This window comes from Vibrio sp. R78045 (assembly GCF_042466085.1).
GTDB lineage: Bacteria > Pseudomonadota > Gammaproteobacteria > Enterobacterales > Vibrionaceae > Vibrio > Vibrio cyclitrophicus.
In genome coordinates, this window is sequence record NZ_JAXHBS010000013.1 from 1322648 (window position 1) to 1348481 (window position 25834).

Annotated in this window: 19 protein-coding genes; 11 read left to right on the forward strand and 8 right to left on the reverse strand. The window is 43.9% G+C overall.

The annotated features are described in order from the left end of the window. Positions 1-162 precede the first annotated feature (162 nt). Positions 163-2079: a methyl-accepting chemotaxis protein gene (locus SJY39_RS16410; RefSeq protein ID WP_010431461.1), complete on the forward strand. Its 1917-nt coding sequence runs from the start codon at positions 163-165 to the stop codon at positions 2077-2079. Between the two features lie 195 nt (positions 2080-2274). Further along, positions 2275-2475: a hypothetical protein gene (locus SJY39_RS16415; protein ID WP_010431457.1), complete on the forward strand. Its 201-nt coding sequence runs from the start codon at positions 2275-2277 to the stop codon at positions 2473-2475. 249 nt (positions 2476-2724) lie between these two features. Here SJY39_RS16415 and malK read toward each other — a convergent pair whose 3' ends face one another. Beyond that, positions 2725-3837 carry a maltose/maltodextrin ABC transporter ATP-binding protein MalK gene (gene malK, locus SJY39_RS16420; protein WP_010431455.1) on the reverse strand — a complete coding sequence of 371 codons (1113 nt, stop codon included), beginning with the start codon at positions 3835-3837 and terminating at the stop codon, positions 2725-2727. 666 nt (positions 3838-4503) lie between these two features. Here malK and malE point away from each other — a divergent pair. The 3 genes from malE (at position 4504) to malG (ending at position 8243) form a co-directional block, all read left to right on the forward strand. Further along, positions 4504-5688, forward strand: coding sequence for a maltose/maltodextrin ABC transporter substrate-binding protein MalE (malE, locus tag SJY39_RS16425; protein WP_010431451.1), 1185 nt, complete (start codon positions 4504-4506; stop codon positions 5686-5688). Positions 5689-5769: 81 nt separating this feature from the next. Next, a complete protein-coding gene (gene malF / locus SJY39_RS16430) occupies positions 5770-7341 on the forward strand; it encodes a maltose ABC transporter permease MalF (RefSeq protein WP_010431449.1) in 1572 nt (523 codons plus the stop codon). An 11-nt stretch (positions 7342-7352) separates the two neighbouring features. Then, on the forward strand, positions 7353-8243 hold the full coding sequence (malG, locus tag SJY39_RS16435; protein ID WP_010431447.1) for a maltose ABC transporter permease MalG: 891 nt from the start codon (positions 7353-7355) through the stop codon (positions 8241-8243). 532 nt (positions 8244-8775) lie between these two features. Here the strand turns inward: malG and SJY39_RS16440 are convergent. From SJY39_RS16440 to SJY39_RS16450, 3 genes are all read right to left on the reverse strand, one after another. Then, positions 8776-9021, reverse strand: a complete 246-nt coding sequence (locus SJY39_RS16440; RefSeq protein ID WP_016767859.1) for a hypothetical protein — start codon at positions 9019-9021, stop codon at positions 8776-8778. A 305-nt stretch (positions 9022-9326) separates the two neighbouring features. Continuing rightward, the gene (locus SJY39_RS16445; RefSeq protein ID WP_010431444.1) at positions 9327-9830 is read right to left on the reverse strand and encodes an acyl-CoA thioesterase; all 504 of its coding nucleotides are present in this window, start codon (positions 9828-9830) and stop codon (positions 9327-9329) included. Between the two features lie 886 nt (positions 9831-10716). Further along, the gene (locus SJY39_RS16450) at positions 10717-11610 is read right to left on the reverse strand and encodes a DMT family transporter (RefSeq protein WP_010431441.1); all 894 of its coding nucleotides are present in this window, start codon (positions 11608-11610) and stop codon (positions 10717-10719) included. 98 nt (positions 11611-11708) lie between these two features. Between SJY39_RS16450 and SJY39_RS16455 the strand changes: the two genes are divergently transcribed. The 3 genes from SJY39_RS16455 (at position 11709) to SJY39_RS16465 (ending at position 14813) form a co-directional block, all read left to right on the forward strand. Then, the gene (locus SJY39_RS16455; protein WP_010431438.1) at positions 11709-12497 is read left to right on the forward strand and encodes a helix-turn-helix domain-containing protein; all 789 of its coding nucleotides are present in this window, start codon (positions 11709-11711) and stop codon (positions 12495-12497) included. A 109-nt stretch (positions 12498-12606) separates the two neighbouring features. Further along, positions 12607-13515: a LysR family transcriptional regulator gene (locus tag SJY39_RS16460; protein WP_010431433.1), complete on the forward strand. Its 909-nt coding sequence runs from the start codon at positions 12607-12609 to the stop codon at positions 13513-13515. A gap of 128 nt (positions 13516-13643) precedes the next feature. Further along, positions 13644-14813 (forward strand): MFS transporter, encoded by a 1170-nt coding sequence (locus tag SJY39_RS16465; RefSeq protein WP_016793207.1) that lies wholly within the window; start codon positions 13644-13646, stop codon positions 14811-14813. A 245-nt stretch (positions 14814-15058) separates the two neighbouring features. On the opposite strand, the gene SJY39_RS16470 is transcribed toward SJY39_RS16465, so the two are convergent. The 4 genes from SJY39_RS16470 to SJY39_RS16485 all read right to left on the reverse strand — a co-directional run bounded on the left by SJY39_RS16470 (position 15059) and on the right by SJY39_RS16485 (position 20819). Continuing rightward, positions 15059-15619 (reverse strand): ricin-type beta-trefoil lectin domain protein, encoded by a 561-nt coding sequence (locus SJY39_RS16470; RefSeq protein WP_010431427.1) that lies wholly within the window; start codon positions 15617-15619, stop codon positions 15059-15061. A gap of 46 nt (positions 15620-15665) precedes the next feature. Beyond that, positions 15666-16406, reverse strand: a complete 741-nt coding sequence (locus SJY39_RS16475) for a DUF1499 domain-containing protein (protein ID WP_016787327.1) — start codon at positions 16404-16406, stop codon at positions 15666-15668. 108 nt (positions 16407-16514) lie between these two features. Beyond that, entirely contained in the window at positions 16515-19652 is a 3138-nt protein-coding gene (locus SJY39_RS16480; protein ID WP_016793206.1) for an efflux RND transporter permease subunit, read from the reverse strand. Positions 19653-19655: 3 nt separating this feature from the next. Then, the gene (locus SJY39_RS16485) at positions 19656-20819 is read right to left on the reverse strand and encodes an efflux RND transporter periplasmic adaptor subunit (protein ID WP_016767863.1); all 1164 of its coding nucleotides are present in this window, start codon (positions 20817-20819) and stop codon (positions 19656-19658) included. A 330-nt stretch (positions 20820-21149) separates the two neighbouring features. On the opposite strand from SJY39_RS16485, the gene SJY39_RS16490 reads away from it, so the two are divergent. Genes SJY39_RS16490 through SJY39_RS16500 form a run of 3 tightly spaced genes read left to right on the forward strand, consistent with a single transcriptional unit; the run spans position 21150 to position 25814 of the window. Beyond that, on the forward strand, positions 21150-22391 hold the full coding sequence (locus SJY39_RS16490; protein ID WP_016784304.1) for an efflux RND transporter periplasmic adaptor subunit: 1242 nt from the start codon (positions 21150-21152) through the stop codon (positions 22389-22391). A 2-nt stretch (positions 22392-22393) separates the two neighbouring features. After that, complete coding sequence (locus tag SJY39_RS16495; protein ID WP_016793205.1) at positions 22394-24370, forward strand: MacB family efflux pump subunit; 1977 nt, start codon at positions 22394-22396, stop codon at positions 24368-24370. A gap of 10 nt (positions 24371-24380) precedes the next feature. Further along, the gene (locus SJY39_RS16500; protein ID WP_016784302.1) at positions 24381-25814 is read left to right on the forward strand and encodes an ATP-binding protein; all 1434 of its coding nucleotides are present in this window, start codon (positions 24381-24383) and stop codon (positions 25812-25814) included. Positions 25815-25834: the final 20 nt, after the last annotated feature.

Sequence of the window (25834 nt, forward strand, 5' to 3'; positions counted from 1 at the left end):
CGGTTGTTACATCATATGTGCAATTTTTTGAGAGAAAAGTCTCCAGTTTTATTGGTTGTGGCCGATATATAACTCAGATTGTGCATCACTTTGTTGGGGCGCGTTAACAAAGTCCTGTTCAAAGTTTACAAACAACGAGCGATTCTTTTTAAAGGTCTAAATATGTTCAAAACTAACTCTCTGAGTATCAAGCAAAAAGTTGTACTTGGCATTACCTTTGCGGTTCTTGCATCGACAGTAATTGTCGGCGCGATGGCACAACAACAAGCAAGAGATGTATTGAGTCATCGACTGATCGATATTGAGCTTCCTGGAATGTTGGAGCGAATCAATGGTGAAATTGACCGTGAAGTGTCTCAGCTATTATTAGCAGCGGAGCAAATTGCTTCAAATGAATTTATTTCTGATGCTATCGAATCGACCGACCGCGATCCGGCATTAGAAAACAAGCTGGTTAAACAACTGAATAATGTTCGTAACCAATATCAGTTGAACGATGCCTCAGTGGCGAACCGTCAAACTGCTTACTACTGGAACCAAAATGGTTTCCTACGTCAGTTAAACCAACAACAAGATGGTTGGTTCTTTGGCTTTACGCAATCTGGACAACCAACCATGGTAAGCATGTTCCAAGAAGCCAATGGCGAAGTGAAGATGTTTGCTAACTATCAGCAGCCTTCTGGTTTGGCAATGTCAGGTTTATCAAAGTCGATGGATGACATGGTTAACCTACTGAACGGTTTCAAGATTGAAAATACAGGCTTCGTATTCTTAACCGATAGCCAAGGTGATGTTCAAATTCACCGCGAGCGTTCACGCAGTGACTCTTCACTTCAACAACTCTACGGTCCTCAAGCAAGTCAATTACTGAACAAATCGGGCTTTAACCTGATTACCACTGAAAGCCAAGGCCAAGAGCTGTTCGTGGCGAGCTTGTATGTGTCTTCAATGGACTGGTTTGTTATTGGTGTAGTTCCGACTGGTGAAGTGTTTGCAGAGCTCGATGCGACAGCGCAAAAGATGCTGATCATGACTGCGGTTGTGGCATTAGTATTTATCCTAATGGGCGTAGTACTTGCGAATAGCATTACTCAACCGATTAAGCTTTTGGCTAAGCGATTTGGTGACCTTGGTGAAGGTGACGGTGATCTTGCACAGCGTATTGAAGTGAAAGGTAACGATGAAATTGCACAGCTTTCAAAGGGCTTTAACGGGTTCATTGAAAAGATTCACGAGTCGATGAAAGAAGTGTGTTCGACTAGCCAAGCACTGCAAGTGGCGGCAGAGAGCGTGTCTAACAAAGCACACATTACCCACGACAACAGCCAAGAGCAACGTGATCAAACCCTTCAAGTGGTCGCTGCCATTAATGAAATGGGTATGACCATCAGCGAGATTGCATCGAACGCGGCAACAGCAGCAGAAACGGCAACGCAAGCTTCGGGTAATACTGAAGTGGGTCGTTCTGTTGTAAACAAAGCAAAAGACGCGATCAGTCGGTTAGCGCAAGATATCGAAAGCACGGGTCAAGTGGTTGAACAGCTTGCTTCTACAACTCAAGATATCGGTTCTATTCTGGGTGTTATCCGCGATATTTCAGATCAAACCAACTTACTCGCATTGAACGCAGCGATTGAAGCAGCCCGTGCCGGCGAGCAAGGTCGTGGTTTTGCGGTTGTAGCAGATGAAGTACGTAACTTAGCAAGCCGCACTGCAGATTCTACGGAAGAGATTCAGAAGATGATCAACCAACTGCAAAGCGATGCTAAAGATGCAGTAACGGCAATGAGTGCGGGTAAGGTGATCACGCTTGAAGGTGTATCGGCGTCGGATGAAGCGGTAGATGTGCTGAGTGGCATTTCAGATCGTATTGTTGATATTACAGACCGTAACACTCAAGTGGCGACGGCAACGGAAGAGCAATCAACCGTAGTTCATACAATCAACCAGAACATTGAAGAGATCAACGCAATCAACGAAGTGACAACGGGTACGGCCGAGCAGCTTGCAGAAGCGAGCCAAGAGCTTAGAGACCTTTCTTCTCGTCTAGATAAGATGGTTGGCTCGTTTAAGCTGTAATACTGCTTGAGCTAATGACGTTGACAGAGAGCTGGCTTCATTTAATCGTGAATCCAGCTCTTTCTAATTTCAAGCCAGCCCTGTGTTTAAACTGACGTTCGCTTGATCTGGTTTCGGGCTTTGGACTCAATCGCTCTAGCATCACAGGTCGTAAATGAGTAAAATCTCGTTAGATTTAATATTTAGGTAAGTATCATGAGCGATTTTGAAAAAGAACTAGAGCAGATGACTCAAGAAATGGGTGATGAGCCAGAAGTAAAACTACCATCACTTGAAGAGCAAAAAGCGATCGTCGCTGAGTTCAAACGACTAGAAGCAGAAGGCAAACTAACGCCAGAAGTGTTAGAGAAGCATTTTGGCCAGTTCAACAAACAGAATGATACGCCAATTCACTAAGTTGATTTAGACTGGTGCATGTCTCAAAGAAGTGATAATGGTGGTTGGGCTTATAGCCTGACTCATAGATAAAGGTCTAGCGCTTGCTAGGCCTTTTTTATTGCTATCAATAAAAAATTGAATACGTTTATAGAGTTGCTGGCGAGGTGATTTAATGAAAGTAAAACTAGTCGCCCTAAATAGAAAATCCCCCTTACAACGTAAGAGGGATTGGATATGGGCAAGTTATATCTTAAAAGGCGGAACCGATTAGTCTGTGCCGTACTCTTTGTATAGGCGACGACATGCGCGACCGTCACTGTGGAACAAGTGACAACGGTGTGCAGGAATACCAATCGCTAGCTTGTCACCAGACTCAATCGTCAACGTGTCTGGCTGGCGATAGATAACGTCAGCATCGGCACTTTCGAGGTTTAGGTAAACTTGTGTTTCGTTACCTAGCTTCTCAACCATCATCACTTCAGCTTCAATCGTCGCATCACCTGTTTCAGCAGACAATAAGTGCTCAGGACGAACGCCCAGAGACATACGGTCACCTGCATTGACAGTGGTACCATCGACTGGAATCCAGAAAGTCATGCCGTTTGAAAGTTGTACCAATACGCGTTCAGCTTCCGCTTGCTCGATGTGAACAGACATAAAGTTCATCTTCGGCGAACCAATAAAGCCAGCAACGAAACGGTTTTGAGGGTAGTGGTAAAGGTCAAGCGGTTTTCCGACTTGAGATACATAACCACCATCAAGAACAACAATTTTATCGGCCATAGTCATCGCTTCCACTTGATCGTGGGTAACGTAGATCATGGTGCAACCAAGTTGACGTTGTAGTTTAGTGATTTGCGAACGCATTTGAACACGTAAAGCAGCATCAAGGTTTGATAGCGGCTCATCAAGTAGGAATACATTTGGTTGAGAAACCAGAGTACGACCAATCGCAACACGTTGGCGTTGACCACCAGATAGGGCTTTAGGCTGACGCTCAAGAAGGTGACCAAGCTGAAGGATTTCTGCAGCATGTTCAACACGCTTATCAATTTCAGCTTTGTTAGCGTTCGCTAATTTGAGGCCGAAAGACATGTTGTCGTATAGGTTAAGGTGAGGGTAAAGCGCGTATGATTGGAATACCATACCCACGCCACGCTTTGACGGTTCAACGTCATTCATGCGTTGGTCGCCAATGTACAAATCACCAGACGTAATGTCTTCTAGACCTGCGATACAACGTAATAGCGTCGATTTACCACAACCTGATGGTCCAACGAATACTACGAATTCACCTTCGTTGATGTCTAAGGTTACGTCCTTAGAAATCTGTACATCACCATATGATTTATAAACGTTTTTTAACGTGACACTCGCCATCTAGCTTGTCCTCGATCGATCAAATTTTAAGTTTTACTGCTTATCATTATAAGAAATTTTCGGGTCAGCAGTAACTGTAGGAATTGGTAAGTATTGAGTGAGTAAGAAAAAAAGTGGGTGAGACTTGGATTTCTTTAACCAAGCCCACCCGTCATAGCCAAACTGGTGTCTATTTCCCCCACATCGAGCCAAACCTCCCCCGTGATTCAATCACAGATTTAACTCAATGCTTAATAAAGACACTAGCGGGCAGTGAAGCCAACTAAATGAACAATGCTGTTACACATAACACTTACTGGTAAAGGGTTCTTACTATCCACTCTTGGATGAATGCAGTTTCGATGAATTAGCGAAACGGTACATCCTCCCAACGTAAAATTAACGAGGGGGAGTAGTAGGGGAGGAGTAGATAAATGGGGTTATTAATAATTGGCGATCCAGTTCAAATAAATCCACGCCATAACGGTGATGTCGATCACGATGAGTATGTGTTTTGTGACTCCAATCTCTAATCTGACCGGATGGCGATCACGATTTTAAGCCATAATAGCTAGGGCGTAGTGGCTAGGATGATGAGCTAGAGGCTATTTTCTCAGATCATAAGCCCTGAAAACTGGCTCGTCTTGGTAGATGTGCCCTACGTATAAATATAAAAAGGATATTCACATGAAAAACGCTCTAAGCGCTGTAGCTCTAGGTACAATAGTTGCTCTGGGTTCTTTTGGTGCAAATGCTGCTATCGAAGAAGGACAACTAACTATCTGGGTAGGTGGTGACAAAGCTTATGAAGGCATGGCTGAAGTAGGTAAACGCTTCGAAGAAGATACTGGTGTTAAAGTAACAGTCGCTTTCCCTGACAAACTAGAAGAGAAGTTCTCTCAAGTTGCAGCGGCTGGCGATGGCCCAGACATGATTTTCTACGCACATGACCGTTTTGGCGGCTATGCAGAAGCGGGGCTTCTTGTTGATATCAAACCTTCTAAAGAAACTAAAGAAGGTATCGTAGACTTCGCATGGGACGCTGTTTCATACGAAGGTAAAACAATCGCATACCCTGTAGCGGTTGAGTCAGTTTCTCTAATTTATAACAAAGCGCTTGTTCCTAACCCACCTAAGTCTTGGGAAGAAATCCCAGCACTTGATGCTGAGCTTCAAAAAGATGGTAAAAAAGCGATCATGTGGCCTCTACGTGGCGGCGCTTACTTCACATGGCCTCTACTTGCAGCTGACGGCGGTTACGCATTCAAACAGACGGCAGAAGGTTACGATATTAAAGATGCGGGCGTAGCGACTGAGGGTGTTCAGAAGTCTCTAGGTTTCATCGAGAAGATGGTACAAGACAAAGTTATCTCTGCAGACATGGATTACTCAGTTGCTGAGTCTGAATTTGTTGCGGGCAACGTTGCAATGACAATCAACGGTCCTTGGGGTTGGGAAAACATCAAGAAAGCTGGCGTAGATTACGGCGTAACAACTTTACCTAAGTTCAACGGTAAAGCGTCTAAACCTTTCGTTGGTGTATGGGCGGGTGGTATCAGCACTGCGTCTCCAAACCGAGACCTAGCTGTTGAGTTCATGGAAAACTACCTGCTAACAGATGAAGGTATGAAGAGCCTGAACGACGACAAGCCACTAGGCGCTGTTGCTCTTAACTCTTTCCAACGTCAACTAGACAGCGATACTCGTATTGCAGCAACAATGGACAACGCGATGAACGGTGAGATCATGCCTAACATCCCTCAGTTCACAACATTCTGGTACAGCATGGAAGAAGCGATCGGCAACGTAGTTGACGGCCGTCAATCAGTAGACCAAGCACTAAAAGCTGCTGAAGGTCGTATGGTTAAGTAACACCCAAGCACTACCTTTTAAGGAGGGGGTAACCTCTCCTTACTTTTCTATTTTTTATCTATATCGCTAGCAGGTTCCTCTATGCAGTCAGTTCAAGGTACAGATGCTATCCCAGCACCATCAAGCCTTCCAGGCAGTAAAAGCGTCTTCATCAAATGGGGGTTGCTTGGTAGCGTTGGCTTAATAAACGGCTACGCTACAATTCTTATGTATTCTCGCGGTGAGCTCGCTTTTGCGCTGCTTACAGTGATCTTAACGGCTTTGGCACTTTACATTTTTGGTAGTAAAAAAACTTACGCCCACCGTTATATTTACCCAGGTATTGCCGGAATGATCCTGTTCATTCTTTTCCCATTGGCATACACCGTAGGGCTTGCGTTTACTAACTACAGCGCGAAAAATCAGCTTTCTCTAGAGCGTACTCAAACCGTTCTTTTAGACCGTTCTTTCCAAAGCGGTGAGAGCTACCCATTTACTTTGTACAAGACAGATGACGGTCACCAGATCGTCGTAAAAGATGGCGACCAACTGTTAGCGACTGACGTATTTTCTCTAGACAATATGACAGCAACAGAGATGGACCTATCTGTCATCGAGTCTGCGCAAGGTGAAAAAGAGAAAATCAAAGCGATCATCCAAAACCGAGCTGCGATCAGTGGTGTTGATTTCAATCTACCGGACGGTGGTGACATCCGCATGAGTGGCTTACGTAAGTTTGCTTCTGTTGCTCCGCTTTACACGCTACAAGACGATGAAGAAACGTTAATCAACAATGAAACGGGTGAAGTTCTTAAGCCAAATATGGATGTGGGTTTCTACCAACCTGTTGATACAAACGGTGAGTTTACGGGTAATACCATCTCTCCAGGTTTTGTGGTTAGTATTGGCACACATAACTTTGAGCGTGTATGGAAAGATGACGGTATTAAAGAACCGTTTATCAGCATCTTTATTTGGACGGTTATCTTCTCGGTATGTACCGTAGCGTTCACGCTTGTTATCGGGCTTGTGCTTGCGAATATCGTGCAATGGGAAGAGTTGAAAGGTCGTTCTATTTATCGTGTTCTACTGATTCTGCCTTACGCCGTCCCCGCGTTTATCTCGATTCTTATCTTTAAGGGTCTATTCAACCAAAGCTTTGGTGAGATCAACATGGTGCTCGAGAATATCTTCGGCTTAAGCCCGAACTGGTTCTCAGACCCTATCTTAGCGAAAACCATGGTGTTGATGGTTAACACATGGCTAGGTTTCCCTTACATGATGATTCTATGTATGGGTCTGCTTAAAGCGATTCCTGATGATTTATACGAAGCGTCAGCGATTGATGGTGCGAACTTCCTTGATAACTTCAAGCGCATTACATTCCCATTGATGATTAAGCCGCTTACACCGCTATTGATTGCAGCGTTTGCCTTTAACTTCAATAACTTCGTAATGATTCAACTATTGACGAACGGTGGCCCGAACATGATTGGTACTTCTGAGCCAGCCGGTTACACAGACTTGCTTGTAAGCTACACGTACCGAATTGCATTCGAAGGCGGCGGCGGCCAAGACTTCGGTCTAGCAAGTGCTATCGCAACGCTTATTTTCCTATTGGTTGGTGCACTAGCGTTACTAAACCTTCGTTTCACTAAACTGTCTCAAGATTAAGGAGCACGACAATGGCTATGGTACAAGGTAAAGGCCTTAAATACCGAGTGTGGGCAACGCATGCAGTGTTGTGGTGCTTCTTGGCAATGATTATCTTCCCACTACTGATGATCATCGCTATCTCGTTCCGTGAAGGTAACTTCGCAACCGGTAGTTTGATTCCCGATAACCCATCACTGGAGCACTGGAAACTGGCTCTTGGTATGTCGGTAACGAATGCTGACGGCTCGGTGACACCACCTCCATTCCCAGTACTAACGTGGTTATGGAACTCAATTAAAGTCGCGGGTGTGACATCGATTTTAATCGTGGCACTGTCAACGACATCGGCTTACGCATTTGCTCGTATGCGCTTTAAAGGTAAAGAAACTATCCTGAAAGCGATGATGATTTTCCAAATGTTCCCAGCAGTACTTGCTCTAGTAGCAATCTACGCGCTGTTTGACAAACTTGGTCAATACATTCCGTTCTTAGGCTTGAACACACACGGTGGTCTAATCTTCTCTTACTTAGGTGGTATTGCACTTCACGTATGGACGATTAAGGGGTACTTTGAAACGATTGATAACTCTCTGGAAGAGGCAGCAGCCCTTGATGGTGCAACGCCTTGGCAAGCATTCAGACTAGTTCTACTGCCGCTGTCTGTGCCAATCCTAGCGGTTGTGTTTATTCTATCTTTCATCGCGACAGTTGGTGAGGTGCCAGTAGCATCTATCTTACTTACAGATGTGAACTCTTACACACTAGCAGTAGGTATGCAGCAGTACCTATACCCTCAGAACTACCTGTGGGGTGACTTTGCGGCAGCGGCTGTACTATCAGCACTTCCGATTACTATCGTGTTCTTACTTGCTCAACGTTGGTTAGTTGGCGGTTTGACGGCAGGTGGTGTAAAAGGATAAGCTGTACTCTATAAGAAAGAAAAGAGCGACCTTTAGGTCGCTCTATATTGGCATTTTTATTACATCATTTGGTTTGGCCGCCGATCAGTAATAAAAATAACCCTCAGGTTACGCATAGCTGGCCGCTAATCAGGTTCCTTACGCTATTAATGATTAGTGGTTTTTGTAACTCTAACCCAGGTATTTACTTGGGTTTTTTTATGTCTGCTACTTTTTGGTATGTATTTGTACCAGCCTTTATCTGCTTATCTCGGTGACTTAGATTTGAGCCATTCCATGCCTAAATCTTTTATTATCAAAATAATCACTCTGTCTCATAAATCAGACGCTCAGTATAAGGGGCAGCAGGTCTATTGATATGTTGCTAATAATTCAATGCGTGATACTTCAATGATTTGCATGCAACGAGCGTCTGAATTTCACCGAAAGTGTCTATAAAGGCCAAATACAACTGGCCTATTGAGAGTAGCTCTCAACAGCATACTTTGAGCTAGACTCTTATCAGACATAGAGAATCGAGGCTGTGTGAAGATTAAAACTCTCGACTAGAAGGCGCACAGCCTAAATGCTGTAACAGTACATAGATACTTTCTTGATCGAGTGCTACGCGTCTAAACAGATCGGCAAACGTGTGGTCACCACCAAAACAAGTTTGAATATAGTGGTTAATCTCATTGCTGTCGTAGCCTTCTACGTACAAAGTTCTAACCCATTGATACTCAACAGCCTTCAAATTGTTCAGTGTAGATTCGCTAAGAGTGGGGCGTGTGACGCTCAAGAGTGGCTCCGAAAAAATTCTAATACATCCATTATGATTGGCGGTATTTAATCAGAGCAAAATGACGACTTTATTACAGAGAAGGCAAATCCATATTCGATAGTGGATTCATTTCAACTCTTTGGTTGAGTATCACGCTTTAGCGGAAATATTGGTCTTAGAGATGTCTGATTTACTTTGGAATGATTTGTCGCAGAGTCACAAGACCAGAACTGTTTCGTTTGTGTTTAAAGTGGGTTAGGTAAAACAAATGCCAAGCATCTGCTTGGCATGGAAATAGGCGTATGTGAGCGCCTTGATTGACCTTACTTGAGGTATTTCACGTGTGCTTCCATCTCTTCACCGATTTGCTTTCGCATGTTCATAAGACGAATAGCCGAGTCTCTCAACTCAATGTCTTCTTCGGTATCAGGGATCCATTCTGGCACTTTGGTTGGGGTACCATTTTCATCGACAGCCACCATAATCACGATGCAGTGAGTCGTCAGACGATTGTTGAGTTCTTTGGGGTCGCTAGCTTGGACGTCTATTGCAATGTGCATTGACGATGAGCCGGTATAGATGACCTTCGCACTTACCTCGACAAGGTTGCCAACATGGATGGGTGCTACGAATCGAATACCACCTGCATAGGCGGTGATGCAGTATTTGCCACTCCAACCTGCAGAACAAGCATAGGCTGCTAAATCGACCCACTTCATTACTGCTCCACCATGAACTTTACCACCAAAGTTCACATCTCCGGGCTCAGCTAAAAAGCGCAGAGTAACGTCTCGTTTGCCATCTTGTCGGCTGTTGTTACTGCTCATCTATCTTCCTTCATTATTATTTTGCTGCATAACATACTTGTTACTTGCTAATAACAATATACTTAAGATGACATAAATTAAAGTGGATAATCTCACTGTTAAGATTATTTTTTCAAACGGATGACGAACCTATGAACATTGGTGTTTTCTGGCGATCGAGACGAGTGATAAACAGGAAAGGGCAAGATGGGTGTAAGTTATTTCGAAAGTGGGTTTCAAAAAAAAACACCTAGCATAGCGCTAGGTGTTTCTAAGCCGTTCGGTACTCATATCGGTACCTTTTTATTTTAGCCAACTAACCGTTGTTCATCTGGTTAAGTTAAAGTGATTCTATCCTTATTAACTCTAAAGTGGTAGTTAAAGTTTTTTTACTATTCAGCTCACTTTTACTCTTTGAACAAAGTATAGATCCTTTGAGTGAACTTTGCCTGTCGAGTTATTGATTGGTCATTATTAAAGGAAAATTGGCCCTGACCGCAATCTTGTAAAGGTATTAATTATAAAAACACATTAAGTTGTTTTTCTTAATCACGTAAAAGATCCAAATATTCAGGTTGATCTGACGTTTGGTAAACTTGTTGCAAAGGCTCACTGTAGTAGTAATCCTTCATTATTTACACTGCCGATAAGCGAACACTTTAACTAAACAGTATGGATGCCTTTAAAGTAAATCATAACCTTGTTGCAAGAGAAGAAGCAACGATTAAATAGTTTTAAGAGGATTGTTAACAAAAAATTTGATCGACAAAGCTTATCTAAGGAAGTGGTTTTAAACGAGGTAGCTATGAGTAGCCGTGGTTTGAAGCAGTAAAAAAATACCTGCTATGGTAGCAGGTACTGCGAGGATATCTCGTTGAGAACATCGTTGATAAATGAGGGGAAGAGCTTAGCTTTGTTGAGGAAGCGGAAGCTCAAGCCTTGGTTTTCTCTTGATTTGAGCAAGAATGACACCAGAGATTACCATCACGCCTCCAATGATATGGAATTGGTTAATTTCTTCACCTAACCAAGTAGACGCAAGTACAATCGCGATAACGGGCATTAAATTCATGAACATGGCACTTGAATCTGCGCCAATGGTGTCAATCGCCTTCACCCACATCCAAGGGGCCAAAATAGAAGCAGCAAGGGCAGCGTAAGCAATCAAAGGAATAGCTTGTTGGGATGGCAACAGTTGTTCGCTGGTTAACCAAAGTGGCGTCAACATAGAAACCGCAAACAATCCTTGGATATAAATCACTACCCAGCTACTTAACGGCATTTTCCAGCGTTTAAGCAGTACACAATAGGAAGCATAAACGAATGCGGCTATTAACATATAGCCATCACCCTGAGTCAGTTCTTGATGTATGAAGAATAAAGGATCGCCTTTCCCTAACATCAGAGCTAACCCAGACAGCGACAATACGCCGCCAACAATGCTTAGGCCAGAAATAGACTTGCTTAACAAGGGTACGCTAAGGAACACGCTGATCAATGGTACTAATGAAGTGATCAACGCCATATTAGAGGCGGTTGTCGTTAAGCCGGCGTAGTAACCCAAAGATTGGTTTAACACCATGCCCAAAAAGCCAAGGAACGCCAGTTTAGACAAATTAGGTTTAATGATTGGCCATTGCTTGATAACCGACCGAATACAGAAAGGTGTCAGAATCAACATGGCAATGAACCAACGGTAAAAACTCATCGCGCTCGGCTCTATGGTACTTGCAGCGAGCTTATTGACGATAGCATTTGCACCCCAGATGCAGACTGTAAAAAATGGTAAAAGATAATGCATGTGAATTCCGTCGCAAATGAGTTGATGCGGCTAGTTTGACAGGTCGTTATACTTACAGATATCTTTAAAAAGACATCAGGCGCGATAGGAAGACAAGTTTGAAAAAACACTCAAGAAACCTTCACCCATCCTTATCAATCGATAAGGCACCATCCAACGTATTTATGAATTTCGAAGCTTTCTTATCGAACACTGAAACTCGCGTGCATAGCCACCCTTGGGGACAAGTACAGTTGATCAGTGGCGGTATTCTAGAAATGGAAGCTGAAGGTACACGCTTTCTAGCCCCGCCACACCTAGCTATTTGGGTACCTGCCGGAGTCATGCACTGCAGTTATAATCGCAAACCCTTAGATTATTGCTCTTTGAATATTTCCCATGAGCTAACGCAACATCTGCCTGAGAAAACCAGTTTAATAAAGATCACACCAATCGTATCCTCGATTATCGATGATTTTCGTCAGCGTGATATTAACGTTGCTGCGAGCGAACAAGATCAAAGATTAGTGCGAGTATTGTTGGATCAATTGGCAGAGCGTCAAGTTGAGCATCACTTTTTGCCTTCAACTGATAATAAATATCTTGCGCCCATTCTTGCTGCGATTGAAGAGAACCCAACTGATGATATCTCACTGAAAGATTGGGCCGATAAAGTGCACGCGACAGAGCGAACCTTATCGCGCCACTGTCAAAGTGAACTGGGGATGAGCTTTACTGAATGGCGACTTCGAGTACGCTACTTGTACTCTATGGATCTGTTAAGAAATGGGCAATCCGTTAAAGAAGTCGCACTGACTTTAGGCTATAACCAAGCTAGCCCGTTCATTAGTATGTTCAAGAAATATTCCGGCCAAACGCCTGAACAATATAAGAACCGTTTGTTGTAACTTGTTCTTGGCTTTAGGTTTACTCGTCAATTCTTTGTCATTGAGAATAAAATAATATACACGCGCAGTGTTCGCGCTTGTTAACCATCAAGGTTTATATTGAGGTCATATGGAGATCAAAGTATTAAAAAGTTTTGTAGCTGTAGCCACACACAGAAGCTTTTCAAAAGCAGCAAAGGAATTGAACACAGTTCAGCCTGCTATTAGTCGCCACATTACAAGCCTTGAGCATGAACTAGGGGTTAGCCTATTTTTTCGCACATCTCGCGAAGTCGTTATTAGTGCTGCTGGAAAGCATTTACTCACAGACGCCATAAAACTCATAGAACATACTCAACAAGCGAAACAATCCGCAATTCGAGCCTCTTCTGGTCATATTGGTACTTTGACAATTGGTTACCTTGGGGGCGCAACGTTGAGTTTCTTGCCTCGTTTAGTTCGGCAGTATATTACTGAAAATCCAACTATTGATGTCGATCTTGTTGAGATGACAGCTTCTGAACAAATCGAAGCTCTTGAAAAGCGGGAGATTGATATCAGTTTCTCTCGCCCACTTCCAAATCTGATTGATGATGACTACGTTTCCGTTCCGATTTATGCAGATAAGCTCGTTGCGGTTGTGCCAATCACACACGAACTCGCCCAATGTTCGATCATTCAAATAAAGCAACTGCAGTTCGATCCCTTCATTTTATTTGAACGTGAGCAAGCCGTGGGGTTATTTGATTCCATCATTACTCAATGTGATTTATCCGGTTTTTCTCCAAATATAAAAAAACAACCCAACCACATGCAAACGGTGTTAACCCAGGTATCTTCTGGCTTAGGTGTCTCGGTAGCTCCTTATGCTATTCGTGACTTACGTTGTGAGGGTTGTGTCTTTATTAACCTTGAATCTGTGGATGTAGAGATGCCATTGGTGATGACACACCATTTACATGCTCAATCTCCCACTGCTAGTGCATTTGCAGCGATAGTACAGAGTGAAATTAAAGCAATTCAACAGAGTATGAGTTAGGAAATCATCTATGCAAATTGCGTATAGAATTTACATCAAATAGGTATTTTTGCTATTTAAGCGTCACCCTTAAACTCACTTCATCGAAATCACTCATTAAAACGATGAACTAAAATTAAGGTGTAATCATGTCAAAGGTGACGACAGAAACTTTGGGTACAGGGCGCTTATTACTTATGTCGAGCGCTGTCTCAGCAACCGCTGCAAATCTTTATTATAACCAGCCGATTTTACCCAAGATCGGTACAGAACTCGGTTTAACAAGCGCACAACTCGGCGCAGTGCCGGCGGCTAGTCAGATTGGTTATGCAGTGGCGCTACTTTTCTTATCGCCATTAGGGGACACTTTGCCGCGCAAACGCCTCATTGCGATCCTATCGGTAATGTTAGTGTTGTCATCATTTATTGCGTTTTCTGCATCTAGCTTAATTGTGTTGGTTGTTGCGTGTTTTGCGATTGGCTTAAGTGCCAATATCACTCAACAGTTGATTCCATTTGCAGCGTCATTAAGCACTCCTGAAACGAAAGGGAAAGTCATTGGGACTTTAATGACAGGCCTGACCGTTGGCATCTTGCTTTCTCGTACACTCAGTGGTTTTGTTGGTGAGCAGTTTGGGTGGCGTGCTGTGTTTATGATGTCGGCAAGTATCGCGATGATCTTTGGTTTTATGTTATACGCTTTTTTACCGACGAATACTCCGACAATCAAGATACCTTACCTTAAGCTTGTTGCTAGTATGGCAACGTTAATTAAGCAGCATTCGATACTACGTACATCTGCTTTAACCGGCGCGCTTTGGTTTGCTTCGTTCAATGCACTTTGGGCAACGTTAGCTTTGCACGTCAGCGAATCACCATTTAATTACAATGCTCAGCAAGCTGGGATGTTTGGGGTTATTGCCTTTGCTGGTGTGATTGGTGCCAAAGTTTCAGGTTCATTAGTAGGTAAGTTTGGTTCTCGAAATATGATCAGTATGGCGTTAGTCATTATTGCTGCTGGCTTTGTTGTTTCGGGGCTCTTTGCTGATACCTTGATTGGGTTGATCGCCGGTATCATTCTTATCGACCTTGGTGTGTTCAGTGCTCAGGTATCGAATCAAGTCCGCGTATTTTCAATTGATCCACAAGCTCAGAGCCGTATAAATGGGGTCTATATGCTTGGCTACTATCTTGGTGGTGCCTTCGGTTCGTTTGTGGGTATTCAGGTATTTGAATTGGTCGGCTGGGTAGGTGTAGTAGGCTTTAGTGTTGCAGCTGTGGCATTAAGTTTTATTGTTAACCGCATCAACAAGCAATAAATCACGTCGCCTTCATTTATGTGTTTACACATACTTGAGTTAAGGCTCGTTGCTATCGAAAATGAATGCTATTTAAACGTTTTAAAGTTTGGATAACACGGTTTACGACTCTCAATGGTGAGTGATAAGCGATGAGAATCATCCATCTTTCATTTCCCTGCAAAATAAAGGTGACATTACATATATGCAATGTCACCTGTAAAGCATTGGGTTGTGAAATAAATAGATTAACCAATGAGTACTTGTTACTTAGAAACAACAGTCCACTTCATTAGAACCGGTTCTGCTTCCTCACACTGAATCAGTTCAAGTGGACGTTTCACCCATGGGCCCGCTTCTTGAGTTTCTGATGTCACTGCCAAACAGTAGCTAGAGTCCGCTTTTAATCGAATGGTTTGATCATTTTCGCTGTAAACAAAACCTTGGTTTTTGGCGTCGCTACACTCTAGTAACGCGAGTTCGCTTTTTCCTTTCGCAAGAAGCCCTTGCATACACAGCCCTTCGAACGCGTAAGACTGAATTTGGTCTGTTTCGTTGTTGAATTCAAATCTCACATCATGACCCGAATAGTTGCGAGGAGAACCTTCAGGCGCTTTGGGTTTACAAGTATGAGTTTGCATTAATTCTGATTGACCAGGTCCGTAGGTATCAATACAAAACCCATAACCGTTTGGCTCATCTAAATTATCACTTAAGACAATGTATGGCGGTTCTGTCGGTACATTTGGCTCTGCTGCAAAGAGGAATGAAGGAGCAACAATTAAGCTAGATGCAACAATGAAGTTGGTCATACTTTTTAGGTTCATATTAATTTCATCCTTTAATGAAGGTAGGTGTTGTGACTAAAACGGCTTACTGGTTAAAACTTTCGGTGAACTCTACAATTCTAGCGGCATTGACACCTTTGTCACTGCGACCGATTCGAGACACACTACGAATATCGATACGGCTTTTGTTGTTTATTGGGGTAACTTGAACGACCACATCGTCCATAAAACCAAAGAAAGTTGTTTGAGCCGTTGCTTCAAAGCGTAATGCCTCTGGGTATCCTGCAACCACTTCCCATCCACTATTTTTCGCTATATCCAGTGCTTTTGCGTACGCATCTTCAGAAGAAAGGTTCGACTGAATAGGTTTAATGTATGGGTACAATTTTTTCTGTATGGCAGCCACTTCTTCTCCTGCATAAATCAGAGAGTTTTTGGCACCTGCACGCGTATCGTCTAGCTTATAAAATTCAGGTGGGTTTATAGTGTCGGTAGTAATGTCATGAATTGCAGGCTCACGCTTTACGGGGTGAGTTATGCCATGGAGCATTGGCGCGATGAGACCAAGCCCTATGAATGCAGCAACCAGAGACTTGAGCGCACCTGTACGATCACGAGTAATCCATTGGTAGATGAGCCCGAGTGTACTTAAAGCGAGTAGAGAGAGGCCGATAGGGTTGAGGTAGTTTCGAATGTAGCCAAAGCCAACAATAGGGTCCCATAAGCCCATGCGAGATCCAAATATCATCACCGCAACCATTAGTAATGCGGTAAAAGCGATGACTAGTAATAATGTTCCTATACGAGATGTACGGTTGTTCGTCATTTTCTATCCTTTGAAAGTTTTCAGCGAGTAATGATGAGCCACTCCTAGGCTCACCATATCTTCATTTTGTAAGTATTCGGTTTTATTATTACTTCGTTTTGTGATTGCTCAGTTTGGTTGTTCTGTGTCGTTTGCTATTTCTGCTTTGTGATCTGACTTGAACAGTTTGCAGATCAAGACAAAAAATAGCGGAGCGAAGTAAATCACTAACAACGTCGCTCCCATCATGCCGCCTAAAACGGACGTACCAATCGCATTACGCGCGTTAGCACCTGCACCCGTACTCAGCACTAAAGGCAATACGCCGAGTCCGAACGCCAGTGACGTCATGATGATAGGGCGCAAACGCATCTCACATGCTTGTACCGTTGCATCAATAATGTTGACGCCTTTTTCATAAAGTTCTTTGGAGAACTCAACAATCAAAATGGCGTTCTTGGCGGTTAAACCTATGGTAGTTAGCACGCCTACTTGGAAGTACACATCGTTTTCTAACCCTCGTAACATAATCGCAGCCAGTGCGCCGAGTATGCCTAATGGAACCACCAGAATAATCGCAATTGGAATACTCCAACTTTCATACAGAGCCGCTAAGCAGAGGAAGACCATCAAGATGGAGATCGCATACAGAATTGGCGCTTGGTTGCCGGCTTCTATCTCTTGATAGGACATTCCCGTCCAGCTTACCTGTACATCATTGGAGATCTCGGCTGCCAATCTATCGATTTCAGCCATCGCTTCACCAGTACTATAACCAGAGGCGGCTTCACCGACGATTTCCACTGCAGGATTACCGTTATAACGTTGTAACTGTGGAGAACCTTGACCCCAGTGATAAGTACTGAAGGCTGAGATAGGCACCATCTCGTCGTTGTTATTACGCACAAACCATAAGTTCAGGTCTTCTGGTGTCATGCGATATTCTGCATCAGCTTGAATGTAAACTTTCTTAGAGCGGCCACGGTCGATAAAGTCATTCACGTATGACGATGCCCAAGCAATCGACAGTGATTGGTTGATGTCATCGATTTCTAAACCGAGCACTTTGGCTTTCTCATAGTCGACATCAAGGAATAGTTGCGCGGTATCCTCCAGGCCATTTGGACGTGTACTTTGCAATAATGGACTTTGTGCCGCAGCACCAAGTAGTTGGTTTCTTATCTCAATCAGCTTGTCATGACCGACAGCACCGACGTCTTCTAAGTAGAAGTTAAAGCCTGTTGAAGTACCAAGCTCTCGGATCGCTGGGCTACTAAAAGCAAAGATCTGTGCATGTTTGTAGTTTGAAAATTCACCCATAACACGGCCGATAATGGAATCCACATCGGTTCCAGGCTCCGTCCTTTCTGACCAGTCTTTCAAGCCAATGAATGCCATTGCTGCATTTTGTCCAGAGCCTGAAAAGTTGAATCCAGACACGGTAAACACGTGGTCGACAGTGTGTGACTCGTTCTCTTCAAAATAATCTTTGATATCCAACATCACTTCTTGTGTCTTTTGTAATGTGGTCCCCGTTGGTGTGGTGACCATAACCATGAAGTCACCTTGGTCTTCATTTGGTAAAAATGAACTTGGCAGCACGTTGTATAGGTAAGCCGTGCCGGCAAAAAGCATTAGGTAAACAAAAACGAAGCGTAGTGGTCGCTGTAAAGCGTGTTTAACTGAACCTCGGTATTGGCTGGATAGCTTGTCGAACCCTCGGTTAAACAGTGCAAAAAACTTATTGCTCGACGCTTTATCGACAGGCTTTAGAAGCGTTGCACACAATACAGGAGTAAGAATCAATGCGACGACAACGGATAGCACCATTGCCGAGACAATCGTCAAAGAGAACTGTTGGTAGATAACGCCCGTTGACCCTGACATGAAGGCCATAGGAATAAATACAACCGACAACACCATCGTAATACCGATTAGGGCACTGGTAATTTGTCCCATTGACTTCTTAGTTGCTTCAAGAGGAGATAGATTCTCTTCATGCATCAACCGCTCAACGTTTTCCACGACTACGATGGCATCATCAACCAGCAAACCGATCGCTAACACCAAACCAAACATGGTGAGTGTGTTGATTGAGAAACCCAGCATGGCCATGACACCAAAGGTACCAAGTAGTACGACTGGCACGGCAATGGTTGGGATTAAGGTTGCTCGTAAGTTCTGCAAAAACAGTAACATCACGATAAACACAAGCCCAACCGCTTCAAATAGCGTTTTGACCACTTCAGTGATAGAAAGGCGAATGAACAAGTTGTTATCGGTTGTTTTAACCAATACTAGTCCGTCTGGAAAGCCTTTTGAAAGTTGTTCCAGTTTTGCATCAACCGCGTTTTGTGTGTCTAACGAATTCGCGCCGGTGGCGAGGGTGATCGCAATACCTGAAGAGTCCTTACCCATGTAGGCTGGAATGGATGAAGATTCTTCACTGGCTAACTCGACACGTGCGACGTCTTTGAGCTTAATTTGAGATCCGTCACTGTCGACTTTAATTAAGATGTCCTCAAATTCTTCAACGCTGGTTAATAGGCTTTGCGCTGTGATACTGGCATTAATTAACTGAGAATCAACGGCTGGCGTTCCGCCTAGTTGTCCAACAGTAACTTGGCTGTTTTGAACCGATACGGCATTAGAAACGTCAACAGGGGTAAGACTGTAGCTGTTCAATTTTGCAGGGTCTAACCAAATACGCATCGCATAAGATGGACCGAAAATAGTCACTTCGCCTACGCCGTTAACACGGCTTAAGATGTCCTTAATGTTAGAGTTTGCGTAATCTTGAATGTCGCCCGCACTCATGCTGCCATCAGGCGAATAGAGGTTGGTGACCGACATGAAACCCGACGTACTCTTGGTCACAGATGTGCCTTGGTTTTGTACTGCTGTAGGCAGGCGATTGCTCACTTGCTGTAAGCTATTCTGCACCTGTACCTGGGCAATATCGGGGTCAGTGTCTGCGCTAAACGTTAAGGTCACACTCGCACTACCAGAAGAGTCACTTTTCGACGCCATGTAAAGAAGGTTATCTAACCCTGTCATGCCTTGTTCGATGACTTGGGTTACGCTGTCTTCAATCGTTTTCGCTGACGCGCCAGGGTATGACGTTGAAATAGTCACGGCTGGTGGTGCAATTGTTGGGTATTGCGCGACAGGCAAAGAGACGATCGCCGCAATGCCTGAAAGCATAATGACAATGGAAATCACCCAAGCAAAAATCGGTCTGTTAATAAAAAAGTTCGATAAGGACATGGTTTATTCCTCGCTCGCCAAAGCAGGAACGGTACTGTCTGTTCTGCTATCGACAACAACCGCAACATCATTTTTCATGTTAATTATGTTGGTGATGACGACTTGTTCACCGCTAGAAAGCCCCTCTTTAACAACCCAACCGTTACCCACTTCATTGCCGAGAACGACTGGCTTTTTCGCTGTTTTGTTGTCTTGGTTAACGACAAAAACTGAAGGATCACCAGACTGGCTTCTTACTACAGCTGATTGCGGAACAACAAGGTAGCCTCGTGCTTCTGGCATCGAAATATGGGCGCGTACGTACATACCGGCGAGTAAAGTATTGTCAGGGTTCGGAATGATGGCACGTAGCGTTACCGTACCGGTTGAGTCTGAAACGAGCGTGTCCGAAAACTCTAAATGGCCGACTTCGTCATACGCACTGCCGTCTTCTAACGTTATCGTTACTGGGATCTCTGCATTTTTGTCGGTAAAGGTCGCAAACTCTTTTCTGATTTTGGTAATCGCTAACGAAGATTGCTGCATATCCACGTAAACGTTCGTGGTTTGCACAATAGTCGTCAGGTAAGAAGACTGCTCAGAGGTCAATAAAGAGCCTTCAGAGACCAAAGAAAGACCAGCCTGACCTGAGATAGGCGCTTTGATTTTGGTATAAGACAGTTCAATATTGGCGTAATCCAATTCTGCTTGGCGGATCGCGACTTCAGCTTGGGCTTCTTTGTAAAGGGCGTCTGCATCGTCAAAATCTTGCTGACTGGTCAGTTTTTTTCTTAATAGTTCTTTATAGCGGAGTGCCGTTTTTCGAGCGGTATCTTCGCTCGTCAGTGCTTTCGCTAATTGAGCTTGTGCACTATTAACGTTGGATTGATAAGTGGTTGGGTCAATTTCATAAAGTACATCATCGGCTTCTACGTGAGAGCCCTCTTTGTATAGGCGGCTTTTGAGAATCCCTGTTACTTGAGGCCTCACTTCTGCTTGCTTGAACGCGGCAATTCGCCCTGGCAACTGGGTCGTCAAACGCAGTGTTGTTGGAGTCAAGTCTAAAACGTCGACATGAATAGGACCTGGGGCTGGTCGTTGTTCCATAGCTTGTTCGCCACAGCCCAATAGTAGAGAACTAGAGAGAAGTAAGCCCAAAGGCAATCTTAACGCGCGGGGTAGAAACATAATGAAACCTTATCCTAGAAGCAGAATTGCAAACATAGAAAAAAGGATAGCAGTTATATGGTTAAGGCAGGGTTAAGGCTCAGGGGTTATACGAGTCATTGGATAGCTGCAAATAACTTGATGCAGATTGCATTCCTGAACTTAGAAACGCTTAGTTATACGTCTCTCTGTTGTTCGTTGTTTCTTTATCACCACACATTTATCACACAATTTAATGTTTTTTAATAAAACTTACTTATTATCAGTGTGTTGCATGGTGTTAACGTCTCAAAGTTCCCTCACATTTTTTCGTTATCCTAGGAGTAATGAAAAAATTGGGAAAACCTTCGCATGAAAAACATCAAACAGTTAGTGACGATCACTTTACTTGTTATCGCTATCGGTGCTGTCGCCGCTTATTTTTATATGAAGAACGATGCCTCAATCGTCACTTATTCTACGGAGCCTGTTCGCATCGGTAACATCGAAGAGGTGGTGCTCACTAACGGTGTGCTATATCCCTACAAAATGGTGAATGTGGGTGCTCAAGTTTCAGGCAAGTTAGAGTCGATAGCCGTGACGGTCGGTGACACACTTAAAGCTGGAGATGTTATTGCTCAAATTGATAACCTTTCACAAGAAAACGCATTGAAAGAATCCCATGCTTCACTCACTAACATTAATGCGCAATATCGAGCGAAAAAAGCGCAGATTTATCAGTCACAACTTGCTTTTGAACGACAAAAGGCGATGTTGTTAAAAAATGCCAGCTCGCAATCCATGTATGACGCAGCAGAGGCCGAACTTCTTGTTTATGAAGCCGAACTCGACCAACTGGTTGCAGAAAAAGAGAAAGCGCTGATCAGTGTCGATGACGCTCAACTGGATTTAAGCTATACAAAGATCGAATCACCGATTGATGGCACGGTTGTTTATGTCTCTGTTGAAGAAGGGCAAACCGTTAACACAAATCAATCGACACCTTCCATTGTTGAAGTCGCTCAACTTGATGTTATGACGGTCAAGGCACAAGTGTCTGAAGCCGATATCATTCACATTGCGACGGGGCAAAAAGTGTATTTTTCGATTTTAGGCGCGCCACAACACAATTTTTATGGTGAACTGAAATCAATTGAGCCTGGCCCAACCCTTTTGACTGGCGACGATAGCGAGCTAAACATTGGTGATAATGATGCTATTTATTATAACGCGGTATTTGATGTCGATAACACGGAAGGGTTGCTGCGCTTTGGTATGACAGCGCAAGTCTCGATCGTACTAGATGATGCACAAGAAGCACTATTGGTTCCGTCTCAAGTCCTGACTAAAAAGCTTCCCGGCAAGAATCGTTATCGTGTCCCTGTTTTAGTTGAAGGCGCATTAGAGATGCGAAATGTTGAGATTGGCATCAATAATAAAGTGTATGCACAAGTTCTGGATGGGCTAGAGCTAGGAGATCGAGTTGTTATTGGTCAAGCGAACGCCAAATCGTCATCAGGTTTTGATATGTCATCGACATTAGGGCCTGAGAAAGGTGGTCGTGGTAATGGAGGTCCTGGAGGTCGTGGTCAAGGTAACGGCGGGAGACCTTAGTTATGAGTGACGTTCTATTAGAAATCTCAGGACTCAGTCGTTGTTTTCCTGCAGGTGATGATCAGTTAACGGTATTGAACAACGTTAACCTAACCATACGTCGCGGTGAAATGATCGCGATAATGGGGGCTTCTGGTTCGGGTAAATCGACTTTAATGAATATTTTAGGTTGCTTAGATACTCCTAGCGAAGGAACTTATCTTGTTAATGGTCGAGATACATCGGTAATGAACCCTGATCAATTAGCGGAATTACGCCGTGACTATTTTGGTTTTATATTTCAACGTTATCATTTGTTAGATGATCTCACTGCTATCGGTAATGTCGAGATCCCTGCGCTTTACTCAGCCGAAAACAAAGCGTCCCGCCAAGCACGAGCTGAGCAACTGTTAAAAAGGTTGGGGCTAGCGGAGCGAATGGATCATAAGCCAAGTCAACTTAGTGGTGGGCAACAACAGCGAGTTAGTGTCGCCCGCGCTTTGATTAATGGTGGTACGGTGATCCTTGCCGATGAACCAACCGGGGCTCTCGATAGCCATAGCGGTAAAGAGATGATGGACTTACTTCGTGAGTTGCATCAACAAGGGCATACTATTGTTCTGGTTACTCATGACCCTAAGATCGCCGCCTCCGCGGAGCGCGTAATCGAGATCTCTGATGGAGGAATCGTGAGTGATATAACGAGCGGTGCCAATAATGATAGCGCCTCAACTGAATATTCAGCGACAAGAATCGAAGAGAAACAAAGTGTCAATAAACCTATATCAAAGCCGTTTTCTGCACAGTGGTTCAGCGTTGTTGAAGCGTTCAAAATGTCGCTATCCGCAATGGGAAGCCATCGACTAAGAACGTTTCTGACGATGCTGGGGATCATCATCGGTATTGCGTCTGTGGTGTCCGTTGTAGCGATTGGCAATGGTTCTCAAGCTCAGGTTTTGTCACGAATGGCTTCAATGGGCACCAATACTATTGAAATCAAACCTGGTTCTGGGCTGGGCGACCGACGTGCTGGGCGAGTGAGAACCTTGACAGCAAATGATGCAAACGCTTTAACGAATCTCTCCTTTGTTGATAGTGTGACACCGACTGTGCGTGTGAATGTGGCGGTGCGCTATGGTAATGAGGCGGTGACAGCAGAAGTGCAAGGTGTTGGTTCTGATTACTTTCGCGTTCGAGGTTTTGAAGTCGCACAAGGGCAGCTATTTGATGACGGAAGTATTGATGCACTAGAGCAAGTGGCGGTTATTGATAACAATACCTTAAATGACCTTTTCCCTGATGGTGAAGCACTTGGCAAAGTCATCTTTTTAGGTCGCTTGCCAGTGCGTATTATCGCGGTTACCGAAGCAAGAGAAATGGCGTTTGGCAATAGTGATGCTCTGAATGTTTGGTTACCTTATAGCACGGTAAATTCTCGTATTTATAGCCAAAATTACGTTAATGATATTACGGTTAGGGTGAGCGACGAAGTATCCAGTACCGCTGCAGAGCAAGCGATCATTAATTTAATTAAAATGCGCCATGGTGTGGAAGATTTCTTTACCGTGAATACGGATACGGTCAGAGAAAATATCGAACAAACTTCATCAACGATGACCTTACTTATCTCGGCTATTGCCTTTATTTCATTGGTGGTGGGTGGCATCGGTGTTATGAATATCATGCTGGTGTCGGTAACCGAACGAACGCGAGAAATCGGCATTCGTATGGCAGTTGGAGCAAGACAAGCGGATATTCTAAGACAATTTTTAATAGAAGCCGTTTTAGTGTGTTTGTGTGGTGGCGCTTTGGGGATAGGGTTAGCTTACGCTGTGGGCTTGATTGTCTCGTCGACGAGCAGTGGTTTGAGTATGATTTATTCGACCAACTCAATTATTGCGGCCTTTATTTGCTCAACACTGATCGGGGTTCTCTTCGGTTTCTTACCCGCTAGAAATGCAGCAAGATTAAACCCGGTGGATGCGTTATCTCGAGGATAAGGAAAGAACGTTGAAGATAGATTATAAATTGAAGCTTATTCATAAGTTCTTCTTTGCTTTTTGTATCACAAGCTTTGTCGCGGTGTGCATTATGCTCGCTTTGATCATGCAGAACCTGTCGTCGGGTTTTCATGACTTTATCAAAGAGGCCGAATCGAGCTATATCAAGCAAGTCAGCCAAAAGTTGGGAGAGTACTATCAAACCAATGGGTCGTGGCAATCGCTAAAAGAAGACGAGAATCATTGGCGACGTTTGGTGGGCACTCGAAAAGGACCAGAGGAGCGTGAGTCACTCGCTTTACCAACGGATACGACGGGAATGAGCCAGTTACTGCAAACGCAGAGAAGACTCAGTTTATATGATGTCGATAAAACGGTGGTGGTAGGCCGCTCTCGAATTGATGAAAGCGCCTTTACTCACGCTATTGTGTTAGACGGTGTCGTGATCGGCTGGCTCAGTTATGTTCCTTCGCGGCTGGCTGAACACAGCCCTGCCAACGCATTTCTGGCTGAGCAATACCAAAGTTATGTTGCGATTACGTTGGCCGTTATCGTGCTTGCGTTTATAACAGCTTGGCTTTTCTCTCGTCACTTGGTTGCGCCTATTTTTAAAGTGAATGAAGGTACGACTCAGTTGATTCAAGGTAACTTTTCAACAAGGGTGGAGAGGGCTAGTAACGATGAACTTGGCGTACTCACTGACAATATTAACGTTCTGGCTCAGACACTGGAGAAGAACAAAACGGAACGCTCAAAGTGGATGTCAGACGTTGCTCATGAACTGAAAACACCGCTCACAGTGGTTCGAGGGCAACTTAACGCGATCCAAGATGGGATTTTTAAAGCGGATGAAAAGCGCTTACAGGTGATGATTGATCAAATTGATAGCATGAGCCATTTGGTCGGTGATATTTATCAGCTGTCTATTACTGATATTGGCGGTTTGTCATACCAAAAATCTTCATTCGATCTTGTTGAACTTCTCAAAGGTATCTTACTTGGCTTTAAGGTTAAGACCTATGAATTGGGGCTAGGTTTAGAGTGTGAATCGCTGTATGGGAAAGAGCAGACAGCGTGTTTTGTGGTGGCTGATCGAGAGCGTTTGACGCAGTTGTTTACCAACATATTGGAAAATAGCTGTCGTTATACCGACGCACCGGGAAGCATCGCTTTATCCCTTCACAAAGACAAAAACACCGTAGAGGTGGCAATTGAAGACACGTCTCCATCCATACCTGAGCAAGATTTCACACGTGTATTTGAACGCTTTTATCGAGTAGAACAATCTCGCAGTCGAGATCATGGTGGCTCTGGTATTGGTTTAGCATTGTGTCACCAAATTATCGAAGCGCATCTAGGCACTATTTGTGCTAAAAAATCAGATCTGGGCGGTGTTAAAATGATGATAACCCTACCGATCCATCACCATACTGGCTCACAATAAGATTTCGATAGAGGAAAGAG